The 22,494-nt window shown below is 47.1% G+C and carries 21 protein-coding genes; 6 read left to right on the forward strand and 15 right to left on the reverse strand.

Annotated elements, in window-relative coordinates:
* Nucleotides 1-211: 211 nt before the first annotated feature.
* Nucleotides 212-1,237 carry an ADP-ribosylglycohydrolase family protein gene (locus tag GPL15_RS15570; protein WP_215699607.1) on the reverse strand — a complete coding sequence of 342 codons (1,026 nt, stop codon included), beginning with the start codon at nucleotides 1,235-1,237 and terminating at the stop codon, nucleotides 212-214.
* An 88-nt stretch (nucleotides 1,238-1,325) separates the two neighbouring features.
* On the opposite strand from GPL15_RS15570, the gene GPL15_RS15575 reads away from it, so the two are divergent.
* Entirely contained in the window at nucleotides 1,326-2,111 is a 786-nt protein-coding gene (locus GPL15_RS15575) for a GntR family transcriptional regulator (protein ID WP_215699608.1), read from the forward strand.
* Nucleotides 2,112-2,334: 223 nt separating this feature from the next.
* On the opposite strand, the gene GPL15_RS15580 is transcribed toward GPL15_RS15575, so the two are convergent.
* The 11 genes from GPL15_RS15580 to GPL15_RS15630 all read right to left on the reverse strand — a co-directional run bounded on the left by GPL15_RS15580 (nucleotide 2,335) and on the right by GPL15_RS15630 (nucleotide 13,480).
* On the reverse strand, nucleotides 2,335-2,739 hold the full coding sequence (locus tag GPL15_RS15580) for a secondary thiamine-phosphate synthase enzyme YjbQ (protein ID WP_215699609.1): 405 nt from the start codon (nucleotides 2,737-2,739) through the stop codon (nucleotides 2,335-2,337).
* Between the two features lie 12 nt (nucleotides 2,740-2,751).
* A complete protein-coding gene (locus tag GPL15_RS15585; RefSeq protein ID WP_215699610.1) occupies nucleotides 2,752-3,891 on the reverse strand; it encodes an SIS domain-containing protein in 1,140 nt (379 codons plus the stop codon).
* A 154-nt stretch (nucleotides 3,892-4,045) separates the two neighbouring features.
* Nucleotides 4,046-4,945, reverse strand: coding sequence for a sugar phosphate isomerase/epimerase family protein (locus tag GPL15_RS15590; protein WP_215699611.1), 900 nt, complete (start codon nucleotides 4,943-4,945; stop codon nucleotides 4,046-4,048).
* On the reverse strand, nucleotides 4,942-5,754 hold the full coding sequence (locus tag GPL15_RS15595) for an HAD family hydrolase (RefSeq protein WP_215699612.1): 813 nt from the start codon (nucleotides 5,752-5,754) through the stop codon (nucleotides 4,942-4,944). The genes GPL15_RS15590 and GPL15_RS15595 overlap by 4 nt, the downstream gene beginning before the upstream one ends.
* A 20-nt stretch (nucleotides 5,755-5,774) precedes the next feature.
* Nucleotides 5,775-7,220, reverse strand: a complete 1,446-nt coding sequence (locus tag GPL15_RS15600; protein WP_215699613.1) for an extracellular solute-binding protein — start codon at nucleotides 7,218-7,220, stop codon at nucleotides 5,775-5,777.
* Nucleotides 7,221-7,262: 42 nt separating this feature from the next.
* Complete coding sequence (locus GPL15_RS15605) at nucleotides 7,263-8,096, reverse strand: carbohydrate ABC transporter permease (protein WP_215699614.1); 834 nt, start codon at nucleotides 8,094-8,096, stop codon at nucleotides 7,263-7,265.
* Nucleotides 8,093-8,989 carry a sugar ABC transporter permease gene (locus GPL15_RS15610; protein ID WP_252198456.1) on the reverse strand — a complete coding sequence of 299 codons (897 nt, stop codon included), beginning with the start codon at nucleotides 8,987-8,989 and terminating at the stop codon, nucleotides 8,093-8,095. Before GPL15_RS15610 ends, GPL15_RS15605 begins: the two co-directional genes overlap by 4 nt.
* Before the next feature lie 388 nt (nucleotides 8,990-9,377).
* Nucleotides 9,378-10,658, reverse strand: coding sequence for a TRAP transporter large permease (locus GPL15_RS15615; RefSeq protein WP_215699615.1), 1,281 nt, complete (start codon nucleotides 10,656-10,658; stop codon nucleotides 9,378-9,380).
* 3 nt (nucleotides 10,659-10,661) lie between these two features.
* The gene (locus GPL15_RS15620; protein ID WP_215699616.1) at nucleotides 10,662-11,162 is read right to left on the reverse strand and encodes a TRAP transporter small permease; all 501 of its coding nucleotides are present in this window, start codon (nucleotides 11,160-11,162) and stop codon (nucleotides 10,662-10,664) included.
* A gap of 29 nt (nucleotides 11,163-11,191) precedes the next feature.
* Nucleotides 11,192-12,259 carry a TRAP transporter substrate-binding protein gene (locus tag GPL15_RS15625; protein ID WP_215699617.1) on the reverse strand — a complete coding sequence of 356 codons (1,068 nt, stop codon included), beginning with the start codon at nucleotides 12,257-12,259 and terminating at the stop codon, nucleotides 11,192-11,194.
* 87 nt (nucleotides 12,260-12,346) lie between these two features.
* Nucleotides 12,347-13,480 (reverse strand): amidohydrolase family protein, encoded by a 1,134-nt coding sequence (locus GPL15_RS15630; RefSeq protein ID WP_215699618.1) that lies wholly within the window; start codon nucleotides 13,478-13,480, stop codon nucleotides 12,347-12,349.
* Between the two features lie 313 nt (nucleotides 13,481-13,793).
* Here GPL15_RS15630 and GPL15_RS15635 point away from each other — a divergent pair, with 313 nt between their 5' ends.
* From GPL15_RS15635 to GPL15_RS15645, 3 genes are all read left to right on the forward strand, one after another.
* A complete protein-coding gene (locus tag GPL15_RS15635) occupies nucleotides 13,794-14,747 on the forward strand; it encodes a LysR family transcriptional regulator (RefSeq protein ID WP_215699619.1) in 954 nt (317 codons plus the stop codon).
* Nucleotides 14,748-14,762: 15 nt separating this feature from the next.
* Nucleotides 14,763-15,698 (forward strand): LysR family transcriptional regulator, encoded by a 936-nt coding sequence (locus tag GPL15_RS15640; RefSeq protein ID WP_215699620.1) that lies wholly within the window; start codon nucleotides 14,763-14,765, stop codon nucleotides 15,696-15,698.
* A 465-nt stretch (nucleotides 15,699-16,163) separates the two neighbouring features.
* Entirely contained in the window at nucleotides 16,164-17,558 is a 1,395-nt protein-coding gene (locus tag GPL15_RS15645) for a sodium-dependent transporter (RefSeq protein ID WP_215699621.1), read from the forward strand.
* 65 nt (nucleotides 17,559-17,623) lie between these two features.
* Here GPL15_RS15645 and GPL15_RS15650 read toward each other — a convergent pair whose 3' ends face one another.
* Both GPL15_RS15650 and GPL15_RS15655 read right to left on the reverse strand, forming a co-directional pair.
* Entirely contained in the window at nucleotides 17,624-18,451 is an 828-nt protein-coding gene (locus tag GPL15_RS15650; protein WP_215699622.1) for a nucleotidyl transferase AbiEii/AbiGii toxin family protein, read from the reverse strand.
* The gene (locus GPL15_RS15655; RefSeq protein WP_215699623.1) at nucleotides 18,448-19,041 is read right to left on the reverse strand and encodes an AbiEi antitoxin N-terminal domain-containing protein; all 594 of its coding nucleotides are present in this window, start codon (nucleotides 19,039-19,041) and stop codon (nucleotides 18,448-18,450) included. The genes GPL15_RS15650 and GPL15_RS15655 overlap by 4 nt, the downstream gene beginning before the upstream one ends.
* A 192-nt stretch (nucleotides 19,042-19,233) precedes the next feature.
* Between GPL15_RS15655 and GPL15_RS15660 the strand changes: the two genes are divergently transcribed.
* Together GPL15_RS15660 and GPL15_RS15665 are read left to right on the forward strand one after the other, a co-directional pair.
* A complete protein-coding gene (locus tag GPL15_RS15660) occupies nucleotides 19,234-19,518 on the forward strand; it encodes a helix-turn-helix transcriptional regulator (protein WP_215699624.1) in 285 nt (94 codons plus the stop codon).
* On the forward strand, nucleotides 19,511-20,677 hold the full coding sequence (locus GPL15_RS15665) for a type II toxin-antitoxin system HipA family toxin (RefSeq protein WP_215699634.1): 1,167 nt from the start codon (nucleotides 19,511-19,513) through the stop codon (nucleotides 20,675-20,677). The genes GPL15_RS15660 and GPL15_RS15665 overlap by 8 nt, the downstream gene beginning before the upstream one ends.
* Nucleotides 20,678-21,015: 338 nt before the next feature.
* On the opposite strand, the gene pepD is transcribed toward GPL15_RS15665, so the two are convergent.
* Nucleotides 21,016-22,476 carry a beta-Ala-His dipeptidase gene (pepD, locus tag GPL15_RS15670; RefSeq protein WP_215699625.1) on the reverse strand — a complete coding sequence of 487 codons (1,461 nt, stop codon included), beginning with the start codon at nucleotides 22,474-22,476 and terminating at the stop codon, nucleotides 21,016-21,018.
* Between the last annotated feature and the right edge of the window lie 18 nt (nucleotides 22,477-22,494).

A 22,494-nucleotide genomic window follows, 5' to 3' on the forward strand; every position in this document is an offset into this window, starting at 1 on the left:
AGGACAGGAAACCTAATTGAAATTTTAGAATTACAATCAGGCTTCCCGTCCTTTTATTCACTTACAGAACTTTATCAATTAATTTGATTATAACACAAAGATAAAGTTTCTCAAGAAGGAAAACATTAATTAGTTATATTTTATTTTAAGAATTATATATAAGTCCAGTTAATAAATCATTTCTGTCACACCCGGCGCTCCTGAATCGACATCAATCTTCAGCTACGGTCCATTCTTCCGCCAGCTCAATCAACTGGGGCACATAGATGGACAGATCGATATGATTGACCTCATTAATGGTCTGAACCCAGTCCGCAGGCACTGTCTCAATCCCTGAATAGGCTCCTGCCATAGCCCCTGCCATGGCCGCATTGGTATCACAGTCGCCGCCGAAGTTCACGCAGTATTCATTTACCAGTTTCACATCGCCTTTGCCCAGTACGAAAAGGGCTACGGCAACCGGGATGGAATCCGCCGCCAGATCCATGCCTGCGTAAATATCGTAAAGATCCTTTAACGCCTGCCTGGGATTCTCCGCTTTTTTAACAATACTGCATGCATGGGCGATTCTCTTGGAAATGGACGGGGCGCAGATTTTATTGCCGTAAGCGGCTCCCAGATCCGCGGCTTTCTGCGTTTCTGCCACGATTTTATCCAGGTCAGTCTCGCCCATCAGGCACACTGCCACCCCTCTGGCAATGGCAGCGGCAGAGGACACGCAGACATCCGTATTATGGGTTGGCATACAGGTCATGTAAACGTCTTTTACCAGTTCTTCACAACTGGATTTCCTGATTCCGTGGATGATTCCCACAGGGCTGATCCTCATGGCGGAACCGTTGGTATTGCCGTTGATACCAGAAGTGTGGATGTCGGCGCCCGCCCGGATCGCCTTTAAGGCACGCTCTGTGCTTGGCCCAAGAGGGCTGGCGTATTTTCCTTTGACCCGGTCCGCCCATTTGATGATCTCTTCCACCACATCATGGGGAACCACTTTTTTATGGCGGATAAAGGAATGAAGAAGCGCCAGGGCCTGTTCCGTATCGTCTGTGTACTCTCCGGCCTTCAGTCCGTCGTGGAAAATGTGTCCGGGAGCCGGGGGATAAAAGGTGTCAATCCACCCCCATGTATCCTCTACCTGCTTCTGCGGATAGGTGGAAGACGGCACTCCCAAAGCATCTCCTGTGGCCATTCCGTAAAGGGAACCTAAAACCCTGTTTTCTAACGTAATACTCATGTTTACTACCTCCTGTAATCATTGACTTTTAAATGTTTTTCTCTTATAATCAATTCAATTAAGATTAAAAGAAAAGTGCGGTGAATTTATGCATTCCATTGATAAGAACTCCCCTATCCCTGCCTATTATCAGGTATATAATGATCTGAAAAAACGTATCTCCATCCATGAATGGGCTGTTGGACAGCCGATTCCGTCCGAAGCAAAACTGAACGACGAATATAAAGTCAGCCGAATCACCATCCGGCAGGCTTTAAAAGAGCTGGAGCGGGATGGCTTTATTAAACGCCAGCAGGGAAAACCGGCTGTTGTCAATGAGATACGTTCCCCATTTGTCCATAATCTCAGCTATAACCTGGTGTCCAGCGAACGCTTTAACGCCGGCGGGCTCCAGTCCTATAATATTACGGCTGAAAAGATTGAACAGTATGTGATTGAAGAAGCTTCGGCTGAAATCTGCGGCCCCCTTCAGATACCGGTGGGTTCTCCTGTCTTCTATTTTTCAAGGCTGTATTGTTCCAACGGTAAGCCCGTTGCCCTCGGCAAGTCCTGGATACCGTCCCATTTCGTGCCGGGAATTGAATCAATTGACATTCCAAACAACAAGCTTTCCGCCACTTTAGCTAACGACTATAACCTGATTGCCGCGGAAGTGGACGATACCATTGAAGTGACCCGCCCCACATTGGAGGAAACCCATCTTTTGGACATCTCTCCCGATTCCCCTTTGATGCTGGTAAACGGCCTGTCCGTCCTGGCGGATCAAACGCCTCTGGAACTCTCCAGTACCTTCTGGATCGGCAATGCGGTGCGTTTTAAACTGACTTTAAAAAATATCGGCGGTACCTACCGGATTGATAATAAAATATTGTAACAGTTCAGAACGGCGGGAAAATTGGTGAAGAAAGGAGCGTCAAGCTCGCTTGTAAGCGCCTTTCTTCACCAATTTTCACATCGGATGAATATCCGATGCTTCCCCGCCAGCTTTTTCGGTCAAGAAGATAAGCCGTTCGTAACAGCATAACATTATAAAAATACCCTGCCAGCCGGCAGAATTGTGGTTTGCCGGTTGCCAGGGCATTTTATTGCGGCTGTTCTTATCCTTCTATCACTTTTACGTAGAACTTCCTCTTTCTCGGCCCGTCAAATTCCAGGAAAAAGATTCCCTGGGAACCTCCCAAAAGAAGTTTTCCATCCTCCACGATAAAGCACATCTCCACGCCCATCAAAGAAGATTTCACATGCCCTGCGGCATCCTGGGGCGTATCGTGCTGGTGCTTAAAATCCACCTTGGTCGGTATCAGACGGCAGATTTCATCCTGAAGATCCTCAAATCCCTTTGGGTCCCAGAAAGAAGTTACGGTCATGGACGCGGTGGTATGGGGATTGAATACCAGGCAGAGGCCGGATTTCACTCCGCTTTCCGAAACAGCTTCCTTTACCTGGTCGGTTATATTAATCACATCGTTGTACTGGGTCTGTAAATCATATTTTTTCAGCATAGCGGCCTCCTGTTAAATTATTACGATCTCACTGTTTTTAAGCCCTGCCGCGCCCTGGCAGAATTCCCATGGGCCGGTGCAGCCGCGGCACTGTTTTTCATCGTCCATGGCCATCAGATAGGCGGCCAGAAGACATACAGGCACAAACTGGGTCAGCGGCATGCTGTAAGGAGTGCCCGGCTTGGGAACCTGGACATAATAAGCGTCCACGCCGAAATCTTCCTTGGTGCCGTCGGTTACGATCATCATGTTCCGTCCCATTCCGGCGGCCGTTTTTATCATCTCTTTGGTGCGGCTCAGTCCCGGGTTGGTGGTGTTGGCGATCACTACCGTTCCGATCTGGTCTAAATTCTTCAGGAAACAGTTAAGATGGAACCACTCTTCCGAATTGATATGCATGGAATATCTTCCTGTGGCTTCCAGCATCTTGGCATGGCCGAACCAGGCGGCCGCATAGTCAAATCCGGCTCCCACATAATCAAATGCGGCCAGACCTTTCCAAGCCTCAGCCACCTCTAAAACGGAGGCGTCGATCTGAGGCATCATCTCCGCCAGGGCCTTTCCCTGATCCCTCACCTCATGACGGTAAACGGAGGCCTGATCCATAGGATATCTTCCTCTCACCTCACCCATGCGGATGGCTAACAGCTCCAGGGCCATCAGGCAGACCATATAGGAACGGGTTCCCGGCGCGCTCTCAAACCGCGGGATTTCCAGCTGCAGCACTCTTTTCGCCTGCATGCCTACGGGAGATTCCGGTTTTCCGGTGATGGCCATGGTAAATGCCCCGTATTTGTTGCATCTCTGAACCGCTTCCGACAACCGGGCGGCTCCGCCGGAATTGCTGACTACGATCACGAGAGGGCTGAATGCATTGCCCGTCAAAAGCTTCTCCGGCGTATACCGGCAGAGTTCTAACGCTGGAATTAAATCCACTTTGATGCCGGTCAGAATTTCGAAAACCGGCTTCATGGCCATGGATGCCGCATAAGAATCCCCGCATCCCGTTAAAATGATTCTCTGACAGGAATAAATCTCCTGAAATGATAAAATACTTCTTGTTTTAGGCTCCAGATCCGCATACTGCGCATCCATCAGTTCCGGCAGGCTCATGACCTGGCGCCTCATTGCATTGTCGTATGTAACGCTCATATTCTTCCTCCTTGCCGAAGCGTTTTTTGCGTAGGCGCGCGCTGAGAATCTCAGATTCTCAGCTGCGATTCAAATTTAGGGCTCCGGCACAAATTTGGGTTTGAAACATAAGCCATCGGGCTTATTCTTCAAACGATTCCTCCTGCACCGCCGTTTAACCGGCATTTGTTTTATCTGTATCCGCTTTCGCCAGGGACAGAAGATACTGTCCCAGTTCATAGCTGTATTTAAGGGCCGCCGGTATCGCTCCATCCGGCACAGCCTGGGTATAGCGGTGGGTTTCATATGTAAAATCGCCCTGATAGCCGATCCTGGCAAGGGCATTCATAATCTCGTTCCAGTCCGTAGGCCCCATAAACGGCAGAATGTGGTCATCATTTTTCCCGTTGTGGTCAGAAATATGGGTGGCCTTTAAACGGGGGCCGATCAGATTGAGGGCTTTCGTCTGGCTCTGCTGCATGATGCTGGCGTGTTCCACATCCCAGCAGATCCCCACATTGTCGTAGGGCAGGGAATCCACCAGATCCACCAGCTCTTCCGCGGTTGTGGTGTAGCGCCGCAGCGGTGAAATGTTCAGATCCCACAGATTTTCTATGGCAATTCCCACCCCATGCTCCGCCGCCAGTTCAATCACCGGTTTAAAATATTCCAGCGCCTTTTCTTTGGAGCTCTTCACCAGCGTCGCCGAATCAAAATCCGTCCCGGCGTGGATGACCAGCCATTTGATGTTCAAACGTCCGGCGGACACGATTCCCCGGCGGATCAGTTCGTCCAGGTATTCCTTATCCTTTACCCCCGGATCACAATAATTATAGAAATGGGAATGGCCCTGGGAAAATTCAATTCCCCATTTCTCCTTTTCCTCTATGGCTTCTTCCAGCCATTTCTCCCATCCCGCTTCTCTGAATGGGGTCTGGAATGTGGAAAAGTCGTGAAAATTCATATCCAGCACCCGGTATCCGGCCTCTGCCAGACGGCGGATGGAATCCTGAACCCCGGCCTTTATTCCGCCCGGGCGGTTAAAATACATACAAGTTGATGTGGATAGTCTCATGATGCCTCCTCCGTATCAATTCTGCAGAACATCTGCACCGCTTCGGCCACCCCGTCCAGGTAGCTGCCTGCGGCTACATAATCTGCGCATTCCTTTGCATCGGGAATCGCATTGGATACGGCAACTCCAATTCCCGCTTCTGTAAGCATCTCACAGTCATTTTTATGATCTCCGATGGCCATGACTTCATCCATGGGGATCCCCAGATAGTCCGCCAGAAAACGGACCCCTTCTGCTTTAGTGGCCCGGCAGTTTACGATCTCTACCGACATATTGGTGTATCTGGTGAATCCGTATTCCGGCGGAAGTTTTCTGCACATATCCTCCATCAGGGTGATCCTTCCGGTACGGCAGTTATCCATAATCATCAGTTTTTCCAGATACGTCCGGTCCCAGATCTCATCCGTCAGGATCATGGGATTCTGGTAGAAGCCTTCTTCTCTTCTTTTTTCCAGTATCCATGGAGTTTCTTTATAGTAAAACTCGCTGCCGCCGATGCTGAACACCACAGACATATCCAGACGGTCCGCCTCTTCCACCAGCGGGCGCAGACCTTTTAAAGCGATTTGATGCTGTTTTATTATCTCTCCCCGTTTTAAGATCACCGCCCCGTTGCAGGCGATATAGGGGATCTCCAAATTCAGGAGTTTTTCGTATTCTTCACTCAGGCACTGGCTTCTGCCTGTAGCCATAGTGAAAAGAATCCCCTTCTCCTTCAGCTTTTGAACCATCCGGATGGCCCGTCCGCCCAGAACCGAGTTCTGGGCTAAGAGGGTGCCGTCCATATCACTGACAACAAGTTTTACCATTTTACAGATTTCCTTTTCTTTTACTGATTTGCTCTTACATAATTGGAAAGTTTGTCATTGCAGTCATTGACGATATTGTCATGAGTGGTCTGGATATCCTGCTGTCCGCTGCCGAATAATTCCATATTGTCGCGGATGATCGCGTCGATTTCCCAGTTGATGATGTCAAATGGTTCCTGTACGTTTGGATTGGAATTTCTCAGTTCATCACAGGCTACCGCAAACTTGTCGTTCTCTTCCAGGAAGGTCTTCATCTGATCCAGTTCATAGGTCTGGCTGTTTACAGGGATGTAACCGGTTGCGCTGCAGAAGTCATACTGTGCTTCCGGGCTGGATAAATACTGGGTGAATATCCAGGACGCGTCCACAACATCCTGATTGCCTCTGTTGAACATTACCGTACCGGAGCCGCCTACGGCCACTCCGCCTTTATCGTCGGCATTTACCTTAGGAAGATAAGCGGTTCCCCAGTCAAAGCTGTCTCCAACCAGGCTGGTGATCTTGCCGATTCGTGCGGAAGACATAACCGCCATGCCGAAAAGCTGCATGGAGAATTCTTCGTTGATGTTGTCTTCTACTTCTTTATAACCGCCGGTTTTCACTACTTTTTCCCACTCGGTCAGATAATTCATCAGGGTTCCGTCCTCGCCGAATGTGACTTTGCTCATCAGGCCGGCGCGTCCGCCTTCATTGTCTCCGAAGAAGTTGTATTCGCCCTGCATTCCAATCCAGTTTGCCATCTGATAGCGTCTGACAGCTACATTTAAACCGTATCTGGTAACCTGTCCCTTATCGTCTTTCTGCATCAGTTTTGTAATGCAGTCGGCCATCTCAGCGATGGTTGCAGGCGGATTTTCCGGATCAAGGCCCACTTCTTTAAACATATCTTTGTTATAGTAAAGAAGAATGGCTGAGGCGTTAAACGGCATGGAGATCATCTTATCCTGATAGCTGGATGCTCTGGCTGTGTTGGGAAGAAGGTCTTCTTTTTTAACAGAGATATCCTTTCCTGACGCATACATATCTTCAACCGGAACGATCTGTTCATAATCCTTGATTGAAGGGATTCCAGCATTAACGATCATGGCGCAGTCCGGGAAATTGGCCGTATCTTTCGCCTGATATAAGGTTTTCAGTTTTTCATTGATATCATCGCCCTGGAAAATGCATTCCACCGTAATGCCTTTTTCTTTTCCCACCGTATCGTTGAACTTCTGTACAACTGCGTTGATGGCTGTTTCATTGGCCCCTGTCATGGTGTGCCAATATTCCACTTTTACGGTTTCGCCCGAAGATGCCGGGGCCTGTTCCGACGCCGCTTCGCTTCCTGCCGCTGCGGGAGCTTCGCTGCTCTTTGCCGCCTCTGTGGCTTTTGTGGTTTCCGGTGCGCTGCTTCCTGATCCGCCGCATGCGGTCAGACCGGCTGCCATGGCTGCTGCCAATAAGATACTAACTGCTCTCTTCATAAATAATTTCCTCCTTTTTCTTTCTGTATATCCTGGGTTATCTTATCCCTTAACAGAACCTACCATAATACCGCTTACGATCTGCTTCTTAAAGATGATGAATACTAAAATCGTAGGCACTAACACAATTGTGGCGGCCGCCATAATGGGGCCGTATACCGTACCGTCGGGGAAGTTGAGCATGGTGATCCCCACCTGCACGGTTCTCATTTCATTCTTATTCGTAACGAGCATCGGCCAGAGGTATGTATTCCATGTGCCGATAAACGCGGAGATAAACACGGTTGTCAAAACGGATTTGTTGAGCGGCAGCAGAATCCTGGTAAAGAAGCGGAAGTTCCCGCAGCCGTCCACATTTGCCGCATCATAGAGTTCCGAGGAGAAGGACAGAAAATTCTGCCTCATCATCAGTATATTGAGGGCGGACGCACAGAAAACGATCATCATGCCGATATAGGTATTGACCAGCCCCAGCCTGGAAACGGTCTGGTAATTGGTTACCAGAAGGCAGTCGGCCGGAACCATGATGGTGGACATGAACAGCATGAAGATCACGTTCTTCCCCCTGAATGCCATAAATGCAAAGGCAAATGCCGCCATGCTGGCCGTCAGCACACGGATAACGCTGGAAACGCCTGCGATCACCAGGGAGTTCCACATATAGCGGAGCAGCGGCGTGGTGTTGAGGGCGATCCTGTAGTTTTCAAAATGGATTCTCCTCGGCAGCAGAGACAGTTCCGTATTCAGAATCTGGTCGGAATCCATGAAAGAAACGCTGACCGCATATAAAATAGGAGATATAACGAGGAGCCCGCCTGCTAAGCAAAGCATCTGGAACAGAAGATTGAATATACGCTTTCTCGGATTACTTCTCATTGATAGTGCACTCCTTTCTTCTCAAACGCAAAGCTCAGGCACATAGCGGCAAATGTGAGAATAAACGCAATAATCGCCGCCGCAAAACCGTCGTTATAATTCTGGTTGTTAATGGACTGCTGGAACATATAAGAAATCATGGTCTGGGTTGATCCCTGGGGACCTCCTTCGGTCAGGATCAGAACCAGTCCTGACATCATCATATTCTTAGCCAGCGAATTACAAATCAGGAAAAATACGGTTGGAGAAATCAGCGGGATCACGATCTTAAACACTTTTTTCACCGTTCCCGCTCCGTCCACTTCGGCGCTTTCCAAAAGTTCTGCCGGAACGCCCCTGACCGCCGCCAGGAGGAACAAAAAGTTATAGCCGATATTCATCCACACCGCGATGATGCTCAAAGATATCATGGCGATCTTCGGGTCGCCCAGCCACCGGATCTTCTGCCCCACCAAATGGTTCAGAGCACCGATGGTAGGATTGTAGAGAAGGTTAAAAATCATGGCCGTTACGGACAAAGACATAGCCATGGTTATGGCAAACATGGTTTCGTAAATGGAAGATGTCTTCGTTTTGTTGCAGCAAAGCATGGCTAACAACAGGGAAATCGCGATAGCAACCGGCGAGGACAGGGCCACATAGAGCAATGTATTGCCGATTGACTTAATAAACTTGGGATCGGACAATACATGTATGTAATTTTCCAGCCCGACAAAACTCCTGATCTCCCCTTTTGCGTTCACTAAAAAGAAACTGCTGTAGATCGTTTTTATAAATGGATAAAATGTGAAGATGGCAAAAAATGCGGCTGCCGGCAGCAAATAGAAAAACGGCTCTACTCTTTTAAACAGTCTCTTTTTCCCTCTTCCTGCAATCATCGGTGAATCGTTCATCGACGTCCTCCTTTCATGTGTAAGAAACAAAAACCCCTTTTTTCAACTTATCATACTTTTATAATATGTTTAACTTGTATTAAATATATCACAAGTAATAGCCCATGTCAATACAGTATGGACATTTTCAACAAAAAAAGTGGAGGCGCTTCGTGCGCATCCACTTTTTTGCACAATCCCCGGTACACCGCTGAAAACATCGCTGAACAGGCGGCGGGTGGGGGAATTTTTTTGCCGGAAATTAAACTTATCCGGTTTGAATGATATTCATTTCAATGACCTTTGGTGTCATTACTTATATTATTTTTATAATAAGTATGGATTATATGTATTTATAAGAATTATATGTTAAACTGCCAAAACCACCTCTTCTTTCCTCTCCTTTTCATTACACCCCATAAAACAGTCTGGGTAGCAGCATGGGAACATCCGGTACAAATGCACAGATAAAAATCACTGCCATGAAAACTGCCAGGCAGGGGAGCAGATAGCGGAATGTCCTCTTTATAGATATTCCATTCATGGATGAGGTCAGAAAGAGAATCACCCCCACCGGCGGCGTCACCTGGCCCATCACCAGGGTCAGGATGACAACGATGGCAAAATGAATAGGTTCAAAGCCGAACTGGGCGGCCAGCGGATATAAAACCGGAATAAAGATAACGATCGCAGCCACCGTTTCCACAAAGCATCCCACCAGCATAAACAGGCCGATGATCAGCAGCATAATGATCCATTTATTCTCCGTCATCCGGCTGATCCCATGGATGACCATAGTGGGGAAATTGAGCCTGGCCAGTTCCCATCCCAGGATGTTTGCCATTCCGCTCACAAACAGCACTTTTGCAGATGCCAGAGCCGTATTAACGAAGATTTTGGGAAGGGCCTTCCATTCCAGCTCTTTATAGATCACTTTACCGATGAAAATCCCATACACAACAGCGATCATGCCGGATTCCGTAGCCGTGAACAATCCGCTGAGAATGCCGCCGACAATGATAACCGGCATGAACAACGCCCATACCGCGCCTTTGAACGCCTTCCAAACTTCTCCTGCGGGCACTTTTTCTTCTTTCGGAATTCCCGCTTTTTTTGCATATACATAAGATACGATCATCAGTCCGATGCCAATGAGAATTCCGGGTATAAAACCGGCCATGAACATTGCCCCAACTGAAATTCCGGTTATGGAACAATACATGATCATCACAATGCTGGGCGGGATGATAGGGCCCAGCGTTCCTCCGCAAGCCTGGATCGTGGAAGTGAATCCCTTGTCATAACCGCTTTTATTCATCGCTGGCACCAGAATATTGCCGAAAGCCATTGCGGATGCCACAGAGGAGCCAGAAACACTGGCAAATATCATGCTGGAAAGGACGCACACATGGGCCAGCCCGCCCGTCAAATGACCCACCAAAGCCTTGGCAAATGCCACCAGCTGTTTGGAAATACCCCCATATTCCATCAATGATCCCGACAACAGAAAGAAGGGAATCGCTAACAGTGACATGGAATTCATGCCGGAAAACACTCTGGGAACTGCTCCAATCAAGTCCACGCCTTCCAGCAGCAAAGTAAATCCGCCTGCCGATGCCATCGCAAAGGCCACAGGCATGGAGAGGACCAGCAAAAGCATAAAAATAATAAACAACGCGCCCACATACATTTGTCACCCCTCCTTTTCCGCCTCATTTTCAAAAAACATCTTAGCTAACAGCACTTTCGTTGTTCCTATTATAATGAGCACGACCCCCAGGGGGATGCAGAAATAGACATATCCCATGGATATCTGCATGGCAGAAGACCTCACCGCCAGGTTTTTAGTGACCATGCGGATGGAGGGGCCGAGGAAGCAAAACATAGCTCCGATGATCACCGCATCGCTCAAATAATAAAAATATCTTCTGATCTTCACTGGAACGAATAATTCCAAAAGATCCACCATCAGATGATCCGCCCTGGCGGATAAAACTCCTGCCCCGGTAAATGCCATATAAATCATGAGATACCGCTGGGCCTCATCTGCCCAAAAGATAGGGCGGCTGACCATGCGTCCCACTACGGAAGCCAGACTAAGCCCAATTAACAGCAATAGCAGAAGCCCGCAAAAACAGGCAGTCCAGTCAAAAAAACAATCAATACCATCACAAATTTTCCTTAAAGTCTTCAACTTCTCCCCGCCTTTCTGCCCTGTACAGCCTATTCTTCCAAACTCTTTACACTGTCAATCAGTTCCTGCCCCTCCGGATTTTTCGCTATAAAATCCTCCCAAACTTTTGCCGTAGCCTGCTGGAACTCTTCAAAAGGAGGTTCTGTCACTGTGAGCCCCTTATCTTTGATCTGGGAAATTAGCTCTTCCGTCTGATCTTTTACAAGCCTCCGGTGTTTCAGAGCCGCCTCCTGGGCCGCCTCTTCCACGATGGCCTGTGCTTCTGGTTCCAGTGAATTGAACAGGTCATTGTTAATAAGAAGAGCCATATCACAATAAATGTGGTTGGTAACCGCCATGGACTTTGTCACCTCATACAGGCTGGCCGTATAAAATCCTTCCGGCGGCAGTTCCAGGGCGTCCACCACTCCGGTCTGTAAGGAAGTGTATATTTCGCTAAATGGGATTGGGGTTGTGCTGCATCCAAGGGCCGCAAATGTATTGACATATACCGGAATCTCCGGCACCCTGATTTTCAGATTTTTCATATCTGCCACGCTGCTGATCGGATTCTGAGAATAGACCATGCGCATACCGGAATGGCTGTCGCTTAAAATTCTGATTCCCGTGGCATCTGCCACCTCTCCTTTAAATGTTCCAAAACGGCCGCTGTCATAAAAACGCTCCACATGTTCCATGTCTTTAAACAGGTAAGGCAGGCCAATGATATCCGCAGGCGTATATAAAGCTGCAATGGACGGAAGATCGCTGATGGTCATCTCCAATGTGCCCATTCTCACCGCCTCCGTATTCTCAGCCTGGTTTCCCAATTGCCCGGCCGGATATATTACGGCGGTAATCTTTCCGCCGCTGAGGCGTTCCAGTTCCTCCACAAAATATTCCGCATACTTATTAGTAGAATGCTCCGACTGCATGTGGTGGCCCAACTGGAACTTATATTCCTTTCCGGTATATTCTGTAATACCGGTTTCTCCGGCATTTGAGGTCTTCAGACTGACCGGTTCGTCCGTTTTTTCCGGTTGTCTGGTTTCTCCGCTGCATGCGCATAATGCGGCGGCTATTATGGTTACTGATAATACTTTCAACGTATTTTTCATGATTTCCTCCGTTCTGCCGTGTTACGGCATTGTCTTTTTTTGATATGAAGCGTGAAGGCATTTTCGAAAATGCCTTCACGCTTCACTTTAAAATCCGGTCTGCCTATATACAATCGTCCCGTCTTTCACCGTGAGCTGTGGAATGAGTATCCGTTGCCCTTTCACTTCCATCCCATCACAGTCATAGAATGTGACCTCCCGCTCCTCCATTCTGAATACGGCAATATCCGCAGCCGTACCACAGGCAAGGGTTCCCAGCTGTTCCTCTCCAATCTGCCTGGCCGGTGAAGCCGTCACCATATCCACCACCTGTTCCAGTTCCATCCCCATATTGATATATTTGGACATCAAAAATGGCAGGGATATGACAGGGTGCTGATAGCAGGTGAGAGGGCCCAAATCGGTGCTCAGGATATCCGGGTAAAACCCTTCTTTCATAGCAGGCACGGCAACACGGAACGAATAATTGCCCTTTCCATTGCAGGCATCGAAAATCACGCCTTTTTCCCTGGCCTTCTTAATTCCCGGTTTTACGTGCCCTCTCTCATCGAGAATGGTTTCCCCCTTTCCCTGATACATATGACAGAAAACATCTCCCGGGCGGAGCATCAGAGCCAGCCGTTCGATGGAAAAACTGGGATCTGAAACGTGGACAATCACCGGAAGCTTTAATTGTTCTGCAATTTCCAGTGTCCGTTCCAGGGGTTCTGATGTGAGTGGGGCCGCGATCCCCTTTGACGTTCTCAATTTGATTCCGACGATTTCTCCCGGATAACGATCAATGACCTTTCTAATCGCATCCGGCTTATAATAGCAGGGGTCAATATGCTCGTTGAACGAAAATGATACCAGACCTTCTTCCGCTATATTGATACATGCTTTTATTTTGGCAATGGAATTTTGCGCGATGTGTTTGTGGAACACTTCATAGTTCGCCGAACCGCAGGTGCCGCCGTCGACTCCGGTTGTGACGCCGTTGGCAAGCAGGGCCATATCCGGCGGGACGCCGTGCCGGGAGCCCCCGGCAAACATGTGCAGGTGGTAATCGATGAATCCGGGAGTAACGAAACATCCGAGGGCGTCTATTTCGTTCATTCCATCCTCTTCGATCTCATTTTTCAGCGCTTCTATTTTCCCTCTCCTCACCCCAATGTCCATAATCTTTGATATTTTCTGCCGGGAATCAATTACATGACCCTTTCTGATTATCAGATCATACATATAAGTTTTCTTCCCTCATTTCATAATTATTTTTCTAACTGCCTCTTACTGTCTTTTTCTCGTTTTATCTCAGAAAGCTTTCTAATTGCATTATATATTCGATATATTTTTTAATCAAACAGGTATTTTTCATACTCATTATTAGTAAAATCGCTATATTTCGCTCCAATAGCTGCTTCTATTAGTTTTTTTCATTTTATTATAGTTTTTCTATATCAATTAGTTTTTTTCATCATTTTATACATTTTCCTTGTCAAGATACTTCCTGGCCTGTATACTGAAATTAATAAATACCTTGCGCGAAAGGAGCTTTATGAACGTAAAACAGTTATATTATATTATCGCGCTGGAAGAAGAGGGCAGCACCCGTAATGCGGCGAAAAAGCTGGGCATCTCTCAGTCCACTCTGAGCAAATACCTTTTAGTGCTGGAAGAGAGCCTGGGCGTCTCCCTGTTTGCCAGAACTCAGAAAAAACTGACGCCAACGGCCTACGGACGGGTCTATATCGATGCGGCCAGACAGATTCTGGACGTCTATAATGCCACTAACCAGACAATCGCCAGCATGTCCAATGAGAAAAAAGTGGATTTTTATTTCGGAATACCGCCTTACCGGGATATGGATCTTTTCGTCAGGCTGCTGCCCGAACTGCAGAAAAAATTTCCAAATATAACCGTTCATATCACAGAAGGCTGCGCCGATGTTTTAATAAAACAGACTGCCGACGGTGCTCTGAATCTGGCGGTTTTAAATGTTGTGGACGACAACAGCGGCTGCGTTGATTTTATTCCCCTGTGTTCGGAGGAGATCATTTTAGCGGTGCCCGCTATGAATCCGCTGGCGTTTGAAGCTTCAGACCGCGAAAGTCTTTCTGTCATGGATATCAACCGGCTTTTCAACTGCCCACTGATTCTTCCACATGAATCCACGGCAGTACGAACCATTGTGGACAGCCTATTCGCTGCCAAAAGGCTTTCCCTCAACATTGTCTGTGAAGCAAACAACTCTTCTGCTCTCTTGAATATGGTAAAACAGGGAGTTGGATGTGCTTTTATACCCAAGTCCTATATGGACGATGACAACAGGGCCGTATATTTCTGCCTCAAGCAGAAATATTTCATTAAGAAGATTATGGTTTTTCAAAAAGGAAAAACTCTTTCTCCATTTGAAAAATGGATGATCAATGAATTTCTGGAACACTATAAAACTGACAAAGAATTCCGCTTTGCCGCCCCAGCCCATCCTGCGGCGGATCTGTCATCGTGAATAAGGAGGAATGATATGGATATCCGATTTTGTCATTATATGGCGGCAATCGCAGAGGAACAGAGCCTGTCGAAGGCTGCTCAAAAACTTTTCATCACCCAATCCGCTCTTAGCCAGCAGTTGAGCAAAACAGAGGAGGAATTGGGCACAAAACTTTTTATCTACACCAATAACAAGATGGTTTTGACGGAAACCGGGGAAATCTTTTTAAAAGGGGTCAAAGAAATCATACAAATCAAAGCCCATGCTTATGAAAAAATAGCCAATCTCTCCAAACACTATACGGAATACATTTCCCTGGCCGTAAACAGGCAGACCGGATCGCTGCTCCTTTCCGAATTTCTCCCTGTTTTCAAGCAAAAATACCCGGATGTAAAGATAAATATCAACGAATCCGATACATTTGTGGCCAAACAGCTATTGATGAACGGTTCCATTGACCTGGCGCTCATGGGAGAAACGGACAGCCCACACACTTTGATCGATGAGACCTTTCTCTATAACGAAGAGCTAGTGATGATTATTCCGAAATCCCATCCCCTGGCAGGGCTTTATCACTATACAAAACAACGCAGGCCGCCGGAACTGGATCTTCATCTGTTTCAGAATGATGATTTCATCCTCAGCAAGCCGGGCACCCATTTTCGAATGCTGGTGGACCGGATTCTGGGCCAAAACCACATCATTCCCAACATTCTGTGTGAAATCAACAACTTCTATGCGGTTAAGAACATGGTTCAAAATGGATTCGGCATCGCATTTCTGCCCGTCACCATGACCGGGGCGTATGACGATTTGATTGTAATCCCGATTAATCCCCGGTCATTTTACCGGATCATCATCGCCCATCATAAGACGCTGGCCCTCAGTCCGCCAATGGAACACCTGATTGAGGTGATGACAGCGCATTGTAAAAACAAAAAGAATTATCTGGACAGCAGATATATTTAAGTCTCTAAACCAACAGGCTGCTGCCTGGACCGCCGATATGAACCTTACGGCAGTATCCCGGACAGCAGTATGATTATATCTTCAGTTGGACCGTCCGGCTCTTTGCAAGATATCTACCTAAAAAATGCAACAGGTTAGACGGAAGGAAAATTAAATGTGAAAGGTAGACGCAGGAAAAAGACTATGATAAAATATACACGATATTTCGCCGGGTTCCCGGCTTATTTTATGGCAGGCGGCAAAATGCGGCCGGATAAGAATATTAGCAACAGTTCAGGACGGCGGGAAAATCGGTGAAGAAAGGCGCGTCAAGCTCGCTTGTAAGGGCCTTTCTTCACCAATTTTCACATCGGATGGACATCCGATGCTTCCCCGCCAGCTTTTTCGGTCAAGAAGATCAGCCGTTCTGAACTGTTACGAATATTAGAAAAATGTGCCTGAAATCAGGCAGAATGAGAGGTTATAATGGAACACAAACAAAAAAGGAGCCAATGGGCCAGCAACGTCGGCTTCATCCTGGCTGCCGCAGGCAGTGCGGTGGGGCTGGGGAATATCTGGAAATTCCCGGGAAAGGTGGCGGCTTATGGAGGCGGCGCATTTTTAATCTGCTACATCCTGATCGTTGCGCTCATCGGTTTTCCGGTCATGCTCGCCGAACTGTCCATCGGGCGGAGCACCCAGAAAAATGTGATCGGCGCTTTCAGGCAGCTTGACCGCCACTGGAGTTTTGCCGGAGGCATCGGGGTTCTCACCTTGTTCGTCATCCTTTCCTATTATACTATCGTGGGCGGATGGGTGATGAAATACGTCTGGGTTTATCTGGCGGGAGCTGATTTCGGCGCTGTTGCAGACGGGGGAAACCGTTTCACCTCATATTTCGCAGGTTTTATTTCAGAACCTGTGGAACCGCTCTTGTGGGCAGCCGCATTTTTTGCGATGTGCATCTATGTAGTTGTGCACGGGGTGTCCGGCGGCATTGAACGGGTCAGCAAAATCCTGATGCCCGGGCTTTTCGTCCTTCTCTTAGGCATTGTGATCTATGCATTTACATTGGAAGGCGCCGGGGAAGGGCTCAGGTTCATGCTGAAAGTGGACCCGGAACAGTTTAACGGTGATACTGTAGTTGCCGCTTTGGGACAGGCCTTTTTCTCCCTCAGCGTGGGAATGGGCATCATGGTGACCTATGGTTCCTATGTTCCGAAAACCGAAAGTTTAGCAAAAAGCGCGGGCTGCATCTGCATTCTGGACAGCTTGGTTGCCATTCTTTCCGGGCTTGCCATCATTCCTGTGGTCTATCTGACCGCGGGGCCGGAAGGGATGGGCATGGGCGGCGGCTTTGCATTCATGGCCCTGCCTGAGATTTTCAGCCGTCTGCCCGGAGGCAGATTTCTGGGATTCGCATTTTTCCTTCTGCTGTTTTTAGCCGCCTTAACCAGCGCCATCAGCATTTTGGAGAGCTGTATCGCGTGGCTGACAGAGGAATTCCACCTGTCCAGGTTAAAAGCCACCCTCCTTTTGGCGCTTCCCATGAGCGTTCTCAGCGCCGGATACTCCCTGTCCCAGGGAGCCATGGACATCCGCCTGCCATGGTTTGACTTCACCAACGGCCTTCATCAAATCCCCATGAACGCCGCCATGGAGAAATTCACCGATAACCTGATGATCCCATTGGGCGCTCTCTGCTTCTGCATCTTCACCGGCTGGGTCTGGGGCACTAAAAATGCCTCCCGCGAGCTGGAGACTTCCGGTCATCCCTTTGGGCTGAAAAAAATATGGGCCTTTTCAGTCCGGTTTATGGCTCCGGCGGTTATTGCGGTAATTCTTTATTTTACGCTGGGGAAAGGGCAGGGACTGTCCTAAATGTATATTTTTCGGTGGAGGTACACATCTTAAACTGAAGCATACCTCCACCGATATAAAGCTTATTACCGTACCAATCGATTTAACACTTTTATTATCTGCTCAAAAGATATATCTCTGGCATATACAAATTTTTTCTGATATTTTTCCCACATCTTCCTCAATTCATCACTTTCTGATATCAGTGTAATTATTGTTTTTGTATCTGCAATATTTTCTGCACTGCCTCTATGTACAGATGTAGCTTTGAGCGCTTCTTTAAACATGTCTTCGTCATATTTTTGTGTAGTACCAAGAATGTAAATATCATAGTAATCTCTTGGCCTTGTATTAAATGCGCCACGCCTTAATACTGTCTCTACTTTCTCAGCCATAACAGTTTCTATGTTATAGCCCCACAGCCGTATAAGCACCTCATTATCAAAAAGACCTCCAAATTCGTATTGAACTGCGTATGGGGTCATTATATCACCCGTAGATACATCAATAGAAAGCGGAGTAATTATCGTATCATATACAGCATTCAATCTCACACAAAATCCGCCGTATTGATCATCCTTGCGAATCGGCGCGATTGATACTAACTCAAAAACAATTTCATCTTCAAGATTAATGCTGCATATACTCTTGACAGCTTCTTTCACTTTCTCTTCTGTTAGTGGAAAATTTAATAAGGTTGTATCTAAATCCATTGTAGATCTGGTATCTAATCCTACAATAGCGGCAATGAGCATTCCACCCTTAATCACAAATTTTTCCCTGTAAACTGATTTAGATAATCTTTCCAGAAAACGTTCAAACATATAATTCTGAAGAACAACCTGTGCGGCAATTTTATTATTTTTAGCATAATTATTTATTTTGGCTTTCAGGCTCATTACACCGCTCCTCATAACAATACCTCCATATATTTTTTTATATCCTCTGCAACTTTAAACTGCCTCGCATACGCATACAGACGGTTCAAGTCCTTTTTATCATATGAGGCATAATTTTTTATAGCACTGATGACCATCTCTTCATCACATCGGTTACGGCATCTGATGAAATCACAAATCGTTCTTTCAGCATTATAACACCTGACCCTGTTTCCCAATGTCGTGTTTTTATCCGTAATTCCAACATCATGCAAATCCGGCTTCACATAAAAGCAAATACATTCGCCCTTCAGTGAATTCGGCAATGCTGTATTACTCGGAATCGTTATTGTATGAATAAAAGGAGTTCTCTCTGACAATCCGTTCAAAAACAGTGCAGTATCATGCGAAAAAACGATCTTTTCAGAGCGGAGCATCATAGTATACGTATCATCATGCACTGTATCGGGCAGAGTATAAACACCTTGCCTGCACCGTTCCAAAAGACCTTCTTTTACATAATTCGTCAGCAGCTGTTTTGAGTATCCTAATGACAGCACCTGGGATGTGGTTATTATATTATTGTTCTTTTTTATCTCTTCATAAATTCTCTGATTGATCTTCATTGTACCGCCCCCATATTGACTTTTTTAATAAAAGAATATACTTTTTCAATTCAAAAGTCAATAGTTTATATTTTACTTTTAAATCGATATACTTTATGTAACAGTTCAGATAGGTCTGAACTGTTACATAAAACGAGCTAATATATGATCTAAAACTTGCAAAATTAACCGATTTGAGCTAATATATAATCTATGAACATTACATTCTTTAAACAAAAAACACCCACAGAGACCGCGCGCAGCCTGGCCGCCCGAATCCGCGATATCCGCAAGAGAAAGAAAATGTCACAGATAAAACTGAGCGAAAAATCAGGAGTAAGCCTGGGGTCTGTGAAGCGGTTTGAGCAGAGCGGCGAGATATCACTGCTGTCCCTGATCAAAATTGCCATAGCGCTGGATATCAGCGATCAGCTGGAGACATTGTTCGAGGATATTCCGCCGATGTCCATTGAGGAGATCATTCGTGAAAATGATTAAACATCTGAATGTGTTTTGCCAGGGACGAAAAATGGGAACCATGGCGTTGTACAAGGAGCGGTTTGCCGCATTTGAATATGACAAAGAATGGCTGATTGATGGTTTTGCAATCAGCCCATTTTCTCTGCCCCTGGAACAAAAGGTATTTATTCCGAAAATAGATCCGTTTGAGGGGATTTTCGGAGTATTTGCGGACAGCCTTCCCGATGGATGGGGAAGGCTGCTGGTGGACCGCCTTATGCTTAAAAATCATGTAGACCCCAAAACATTGGGGAATTTAGAGCGTTTGGCGATTGTGGGGGCGACGGGTATGGGGGCTTTGTCATATGAACCGGATTACCATTTTGAAAATACTGCTGTATGCCAGGATTTGGACAAAATGGCGCAGGAGTGCGCCAAGATCCTGAAAAAACAACCCTCGGACCATCTGGATGATCTGTTTATGATGGGAGGCTCTTCAGGAGGCGCCAGACCAAAAATATTTACCCAGGTAGACGGCGAGGAATGGATTATTAAATTCCCGTCCCGTATGGATGATCCGGAAATGGGAAAGCAGGAATACGATTATTCTCTCTGTGCGAAACAATGTGGAATTGAAATGACTGCGACCCGGCTGTTTCCTTCCAAACAATGTGCCGGATATTTTGGAACCAAACGTTTTGACAGAGCGGCCGCTTCTGAAACAGATGAGGGGATTCAGAGAATTCACATGATATCAGTCAGCGGCTTGCTGGAAACTTCTCATCGGGTTCCCAATCTGGATTACAGTATTTTGATGAGACTGACTCTGGAGCTGACAAAGGATTTTGAGGAAATAGAAAAGTTGTTCCGCCTGATGTGCTTCAACATATTTGCGCACAACAGGGACGACCACTCCAGGAATTTTTCCTTTCTGTACAGCAAGGAAGAAGACCGCTGGCGTTTGGCTCCGGCATATGATCTGACATACAGCAGCTCTGTCGGGGGAGAACATGCGACGACTGTGTATGGAAATGGGGTAAATCCCGGAATGGGGGAGATATTGGCGATTGCGGGAGAAATCGGGATCAAAAAAACGCGTGCGAAAATAATCGCCAATGATATCAGGGAATGTGTAGAAGCACATCTCAGGAAGTATTTGGCCAATACCAGTGGTACACCCCAGAATTATATAGTATAATCCCATCTTTAACACTTGCAAGGACATAAAAGGGGCTGTCGGAAAATAGATAGTCCCAGAGAGGGGCCGGGTTTAACCCAATCATGCTGTATTCTGTTGTTACCTACGCAAACATACGCGGGGTAAGAGCTGTTGACCGTATTGCAGACTTATGCCAGATAAACGCAATGTCCCGTTCACAAAGTTCCACAATACGGTCTACAGCGCGTACGCCCATCATGTTAGCATAGAGGAGAACAGCAAAAAGGAAGGAACCGGAGCAAACGTCTAAATTCCCGTTTGCTCCGGTTCCCCTCTTCTTTCCGTCATTTCCCACACCGCTATTCTTAATATCCCCACTACGTCAAATTAAACAGCGTCCGCTCCAGCAGATAATAAACTTTCTCAAACGAATCCATATAGAGATGTTCATTCGGCGTATGATAATCTTCATAAGTGGCTGCCGTGGTCACCATATCCATCTCCGGAATCTTATGTTTTAAGATAACGCAGTCATTTCCCCCATGGCTGATATTGACCACAGGTTCCTTTCCATAGAGTTCCACATAAGATTTTACCATGACATCCCGGATTGGGGACACTTCTTCCCAATCCCAGCCCTTGTCCAGTTCCACCGATTCCACGTCCCAGCCCAGGGTGGTGACAAAGGTCCGCATCTCCTCATCCAACGCATTTCCAAGTATCATCTCTTCCGTGGAAATCACGGAGAAAATGCGGACTGCATCCGGGTCTGTATAGATCTTTTTCATGATGACGGAACATTTCACCTCGTCCAGCTTGCAGGGTTTCCGGTTCCGGGCTCCGTAGGGAATCAGGTAGATGGTATTGATTAAGTTGTCACTGCATGGTTTTGTCAGCATCCCTAAGTCATTTTCCGTCTCTGCTTCACAGGGAATGGCATGTATCCTGATATCGGGGTCGCTGTCCGCATATTCCCGGCGGATCAGGTCCTGCTGCTGCTTTAAAATTTCATGCATCCGCTCCTCATTTCCGTCCGTCAGGCAGATTTTCGTCCTGCAGTCTTCGGGGATGCCTTTTCCCAGTTTCTCAATCGAGATCACCCGCACATCCATTTCCTTGTTTAAATGATGAAGGGCTCTGGATGTCATTTTTACGGCGCAGATTCTCTCTTTCGGTATGTTGGCTCCCTGGTCTCCGCCTCTCAGGCCTTCCACGATCAAATCGTATATCTTTCCTTCTGCTTTCTCACGTTCCGCTTTTAACGCCGACGTCATCTGGATTTTCGTGGTGGTCCCTTTGCGGAATACGCCTTCCGATCCGGCGTCCAGGCCGATCACCCGCCTGGAATCAATTTTGCTGAGATCAAAATATTTTGCCCCGTCAAGGCCGGTCTCTTCCTGGGCGGTAAACAGACACTCCAGCGGCGGATGAACCAAATCGTCCTTGTCCAGCAGGGTCAGCATCATTGCCACCGCGCAGCCGTTGTCCGCCCCCAGGGTGGTTTTGTTGGCGCGGAGCATGCTGCCTTCCACTACCAGTTCAATGGGGTCTGTGTCAAAATTATGGCCGGAATCCTCGGTTTTGGCCGCCACCATATCCACATGTCCCTCCAAAAGCACGGGAGGAAGGTTTTCACATCCCCCGCTCCCCTCTTTTTTAATCAGCACATTGTACATTTCATCCCGGTAACACCACAGTCCCCGGCTTTCGGCGAAATCCACCAGGTACTGGGATACGGCCTTCTCATTGAAGGAAACTCTGGGAATCCTCGAAATGTCCTCAAAAAAATGATATAAAGCCTGGGGTTCCCTGTCATTTATCAAATATTCATTGCTCATCTTATTTGCTTCTCCATG

The sequence above is a fragment of the Clostridium sp. MCC353 genome (assembly GCF_018785315.1).
Taxonomy (GTDB): domain Bacteria; phylum Bacillota; class Clostridia; order Lachnospirales; family Lachnospiraceae; genus CHH4-2.

Excerpts from the sequence above, each read along its gene's own strand:
- pepD (WP_215699625.1), bottom strand. The coding sequence starts at position 22,476 with ATGAGCAATGAATATTTGATAAATGACAGGGAACCCCAGGCTTTATAT.
- GPL15_RS15640 (WP_215699620.1), top strand. The coding sequence starts at position 14,763 with ATGGATATCCGATTTTGTCATTATATGGCGGCAATCGCAGAGGAACAG.
- GPL15_RS15590 (WP_215699611.1), bottom strand. The coding sequence starts at position 4,945 with ATGAGACTATCCACATCAACTTGTATGTATTTTAACCGCCCGGGCGGA.
- GPL15_RS15635 (WP_215699619.1), top strand. The coding sequence starts at position 13,794 with ATGAACGTAAAACAGTTATATTATATTATCGCGCTGGAAGAAGAGGGC.
- GPL15_RS15655 (WP_215699623.1), bottom strand. The coding sequence starts at position 19,041 with ATGAAGATCAATCAGAGAATTTATGAAGAGATAAAAAAGAACAATAAT.
- GPL15_RS15625 (WP_215699617.1), bottom strand. The coding sequence starts at position 12,259 with ATGAAAAATACGTTGAAAGTATTATCAGTAACCATAATAGCCGCCGCA.
- GPL15_RS15580 (WP_215699609.1), bottom strand. The coding sequence starts at position 2,739 with ATGCTGAAAAAATATGATTTACAGACCCAGTACAACGATGTGATTAAT.
- GPL15_RS15665 (WP_215699634.1), top strand. The coding sequence starts at position 19,511 with ATGATTAAACATCTGAATGTGTTTTGCCAGGGACGAAAAATGGGAACC.
- GPL15_RS15595 (WP_215699612.1), bottom strand. The coding sequence starts at position 5,754 with ATGGTAAAACTTGTTGTCAGTGATATGGACGGCACCCTCTTAGCCCAG.
- GPL15_RS15610 (WP_252198456.1), bottom strand. The coding sequence starts at position 8,989 with ATGAACGATTCACCGATGATTGCAGGAAGAGGGAAAAAGAGACTGTTT.
- GPL15_RS15570 (WP_215699607.1), bottom strand. The coding sequence starts at position 1,237 with ATGAGTATTACGTTAGAAAACAGGGTTTTAGGTTCCCTTTACGGAATG.
- GPL15_RS15650 (WP_215699622.1), bottom strand. The coding sequence starts at position 18,451 with ATGAGGAGCGGTGTAATGAGCCTGAAAGCCAAAATAAATAATTATGCT.
- GPL15_RS15600 (WP_215699613.1), bottom strand. The coding sequence starts at position 7,220 with ATGAAGAGAGCAGTTAGTATCTTATTGGCAGCAGCCATGGCAGCCGGT.
- GPL15_RS15645 (WP_215699621.1), top strand. The coding sequence starts at position 16,164 with ATGGAACACAAACAAAAAAGGAGCCAATGGGCCAGCAACGTCGGCTTC.
- GPL15_RS15660 (WP_215699624.1), top strand. The coding sequence starts at position 19,234 with ATGAACATTACATTCTTTAAACAAAAAACACCCACAGAGACCGCGCGC.
- GPL15_RS15615 (WP_215699615.1), bottom strand. The coding sequence starts at position 10,658 with ATGTATGTGGGCGCGTTGTTTATTATTTTTATGCTTTTGCTGGTCCTC.
- GPL15_RS15585 (WP_215699610.1), bottom strand. The coding sequence starts at position 3,891 with ATGAGCGTTACATACGACAATGCAATGAGGCGCCAGGTCATGAGCCTG.
- GPL15_RS15605 (WP_215699614.1), bottom strand. The coding sequence starts at position 8,096 with ATGAGAAGTAATCCGAGAAAGCGTATATTCAATCTTCTGTTCCAGATG.
- GPL15_RS15630 (WP_215699618.1), bottom strand. The coding sequence starts at position 13,480 with ATGTATGATCTGATAATCAGAAAGGGTCATGTAATTGATTCCCGGCAG.
- GPL15_RS15575 (WP_215699608.1), top strand. The coding sequence starts at position 1,326 with ATGCATTCCATTGATAAGAACTCCCCTATCCCTGCCTATTATCAGGTA.